The following is a 3,289-nucleotide window of genomic DNA, read 5'->3' on the forward strand; positions in this document are numbered from 1 at the left end:
AGGTGGACGATGATGCGAGCGGGCATGCGGGCCTCGGCCTTCGTCTTGTCGTGCGTGTGAGGGAACCTTAGTCAGGACGCCGGATGGCGGTCAGCGCGCGACCCATGCTGGTCGGGCGATGAGCCGTTCGGCGGGTGCGGGCGCGGTCCGGAGCAGCCGAGCGCATGCTGGGCAGGGTGCATAGATCCGCAGCCGATCGATCGGTGCCAGAAGCCCTTCCAATGCGGCGGCGGCGCGGTGGGCGTCGAGGCCGGCCGCGTCCGGGATAAGCCAGCCGCTTTGCTGGAATCTGTCGGCGACCTCGTCCAGCGCGGCCCGCAGCCGGTCGCGGCGCCCGTCGTCGAACACGTCGTAGCAGACCAGTACCGGCCCTTTCATCGCACTATCCAGCCGAGCGGGGCGGTGGTCTCGGCAGTCCCGCCGCGATGTGCGGTCCGGCATCGTGGGCAGGTCGGCAGTGCCAGCAGGTGATCGCTGGGCTGCAAATGCTCACCCGCCCGCCGGACGATTTCATCCAGCTCGGCGAGGTCGGCGCCGATCTCGTAGACGGTATACAGGACTCGCGGACCGTATCCGGCGAGGAGCCGGTTCACCGCTCGTCGGCTGCGGTCGGAGGCGACGTCGAACGTCACGGCCCAAGGGTTTCGGTCGGCCATCGGGTCACCTCCATGCGAACGGTTCATACGAGGCGGACTCGCCGAGGACCCAGGTACGCAGCGCCACGCACTGGGCCAGGATCTGGTCGGCGTAGGTGCGGCGCGCGGGTGGCGCGGGCCAGCCGCGCGCCTGGGCGGCCAACCGGGCGTGGAAGCGGTTGACGACCTGGCCGCGGGCGTGCGGGGACAGCCAGGGGCCGTCCGGTCCGTCCTCCAGGTCTTCGGGGGTGACCGCGCGTAGACCTGTCAGTGCGAGGACGGTGGAGTCCAGCAGCACCGGCCGCCATTCCTCCATGAGGTCGAACGCCAGGGTGGGACGTCCGCGTGCAGGCGTGTGCAGGAACGACACATACGGGTCGAGGCCGGCGGCCAGTAGCGCGGAGATGACCGTTTCGCGTAGCAGCGCAGAGCAGTAGTTGGTGAGGGCGTTGACCACGTCTCCGGCGCGCCGGTCGCGTCCGTTGAATCCGAGGCCAGGATCGAGTACGGCGGAGAAAGCACGGTAGTAGACGCCGGACGCGCCGCCTTCAACCCCCATGACCTCTGGGACATCGCCGCACTCGCCGACCCTGACCTCCAGCGCGGACAGGCGGGCCGCGGCCTGCCAGACCAGCTCCGGATCGGATGCGCGGCGGGCACGCCGACGCAGCAGCACATGCTGGTTGCGGATCTTCCCGGCGACCAGGACGCGGGACAGCTCCAGCCGGTCGGACACGACACTGTGCCGCTCCAACTGTCTGCGGCGGGCGAGTACATGCCCCGCGCCGGGCGGCTCCATCCGTCCCAGCGGACACCCCGACGTCGACAGCAGCACCAGAGGGATGTCGCGGGCCAGCAGCGCGTGCATCGCCTGCGTGGAAATCCCCACCTGCCCGGACAGCACCACCTCGGAGATCTGCGTCAATGGTGCCGAAGCTTGAAGCTCTCCATCTTTGAGCGCCACCAGACGTCCACCCCTCCTGCGAACGACGCACCCGGTGCCCACGACATGGAAAGGGCGGCCATGGATCATCGCCATGTCAGCGCCCCGTCCCTGCATCGCCCGCCGGTTGCGCCGTGGTCCCGATGAACCGCCAGCCCAGCAAGGTGAACCCAAAGTCGAAGTCGGCGATATAGGTCTTGTCCGGGTTGATGCGCAGTCGCCGTGCCGTCAGTGCCCTTTCCACGGTGCCGAGAGCCGCCATCGCCTCGTCTCGTCCTGGGCAGAGGACGGTCAGGTCATCGGCGTAACGCACCAGGCGGCCCGAGGACCCATTCACCTCGCGGTCGAAATCGGCGAGGAAGAACTCCGCGAGCGCGGGACTGATCGGGGCGCCTTCCGGCAACCCTCCCCGGCGTTCCAGCACCCCTTCCGGCATGAGCCAGGGGGCGCACACCCAGGAACGGACGAGCTCAGCGGCGTAGGGGTCGCGCACCCGCTCTGCGACCTGCTCCAGAAGCAGCCGATGGTCGACCTCGGCGAAGAAATTCGCGATGTCGGACCGCAGCACCCACGTCAATCCGGAATCGCGATACCGCTGCACCTGCTCCAGAGCGTTGAGCCACGACCGCCCCGGACGATATGAGAAACTGACAGGGCTCGTGGGATTCAACCTCGTCCCATAAACGTTCAGGAAGGCTCGCTGGACGATGCGGTCACAGATGGTCGGCAACCCTCGCGTCCGAAGCTTGCCGCCTCGCATCAGCCGCACCGGCCGCAGTGGCTGGGCCTGGTACCTCCGCTCCCGCAGCAGCGTCGCCAGTGCCGCCAGCCTGGGCCCGACCTCACGACCGAACACCGCCGCCGAGACCCCGTCCGCCCCGGCCATGCCGCTGCCCGCAGCCACCCGAGACCAGGCGGCCCACAGCGCCCGATCACTGGCGATCCGCTCGACCAGCCGCGACGTCGGCCTCATCTCCTCATGTGTCCTCATGCCCACAACCGATGGACGAACGGCCTTCCAACCCTTTAAAGAAGTGTTTATAGGTTGGCGCACACCCCTCAAAGCCCACTTGACCTGCGCAAACGGCGCCTTGAAGATCACCTCTGCGCCCTCCTCAAGATCGCTCCCAGGGAGGTTGGCGCATGATCTTGCAAACCCCCAGGTCAGACCCCCATAATTTGAGGTACTGTCGCAGCGCTCAACAAAACCGCATCGGATTGAAACCAGCGCTCCAGGCTTTGAGTCGATTACGATTTTAGTCGCAGCGCTCAACAAAACCGCATCGGATTGAAACCTGTTGCGAAGAGTGAGCGCCTCTCTTTCTATGGTCGCAGCGCTCAACAAAACCGCATCGGATTGAAACTTGTCGGACGTTGACGTCTAATTGCCGACAACATGGTCGCAGCGCTCAACAAAACCGCATCGGATTGAAACCGGAGCAGCGATCCCGAGGACGACGATCACGGAGTCGCAGCGCTCAACAAAACCGCATCGGATTGAAACAGAAGCGCCGGGAGAACGCGGGGTCGTCGTCGAGTCGAAGCGCTCAAAAAACCGCATCGGATTGAAACTCAGAAGTCAGCGACTTCATCTAAAACGGCACATTGTCGCAGCGCTCAACAAAACCGCATCGGATAAATTGAGAAACGCGCGGCCCCGGAACTACGGGACCGCGCGTTTGGGTGCGGGGGTCGGTCAGCGGTGTGGGGG

Annotated in this window: 4 protein-coding genes; all 4 read right to left on the reverse strand. The window is 66.0% G+C overall.

Annotated features, from left to right (window positions below):
- Positions 1-90: 90 nt before the first annotated feature.
- From E1285_RS44000 to E1285_RS44015, 4 genes are read right to left on the reverse strand one after another with little or no spacing between them, the layout of a single operon-like run.
- The gene (locus tag E1285_RS44000; protein WP_132160846.1) at positions 91-378 is read right to left on the reverse strand and encodes a hypothetical protein; all 288 of its coding nucleotides are present in this window, start codon (positions 376-378) and stop codon (positions 91-93) included.
- The gene (locus tag E1285_RS44005) at positions 375-632 is read right to left on the reverse strand and encodes a CRISPR-associated endonuclease Cas2 (protein WP_165967033.1); all 258 of its coding nucleotides are present in this window, start codon (positions 630-632) and stop codon (positions 375-377) included. The genes E1285_RS44000 and E1285_RS44005 overlap by 4 nt, the downstream gene beginning before the upstream one ends.
- Before the next feature lie 28 nt (positions 633-660).
- Complete coding sequence (gene cas1, locus E1285_RS44010) at positions 661-1,695, reverse strand: CRISPR-associated endonuclease Cas1 (RefSeq protein ID WP_132160848.1); 1,035 nt, start codon at positions 1,693-1,695, stop codon at positions 661-663.
- Complete coding sequence (locus tag E1285_RS44015; RefSeq protein WP_132160849.1) at positions 1,676-2,680, reverse strand: reverse transcriptase domain-containing protein; 1,005 nt, start codon at positions 2,678-2,680, stop codon at positions 1,676-1,678. The genes cas1 and E1285_RS44015 overlap by 20 nt, the downstream gene beginning before the upstream one ends.
- Between the last annotated feature and the right edge of the window lie 609 nt (positions 2,681-3,289).

It is taken from the genome of Actinomadura sp. 7K507, from assembly GCF_004348425.1.
GTDB lineage: Bacteria > Actinomycetota > Actinomycetes > Streptosporangiales > Streptosporangiaceae > Spirillospora.

What these genes read in the sequence shown, in the direction of transcription:
- cas1 (WP_132160848.1), bottom strand. Translation starts at nt 1,695, where the DNA reads ATGCAGGGACGGGGCGCTGACATGGCGATGATCCATGGCCGCCCTTTC.
- E1285_RS44000 (WP_132160846.1), bottom strand. Translation starts at nt 378, where the DNA reads ATGAAAGGGCCGGTACTGGTCTGCTACGACGTGTTCGACGACGGGCGC.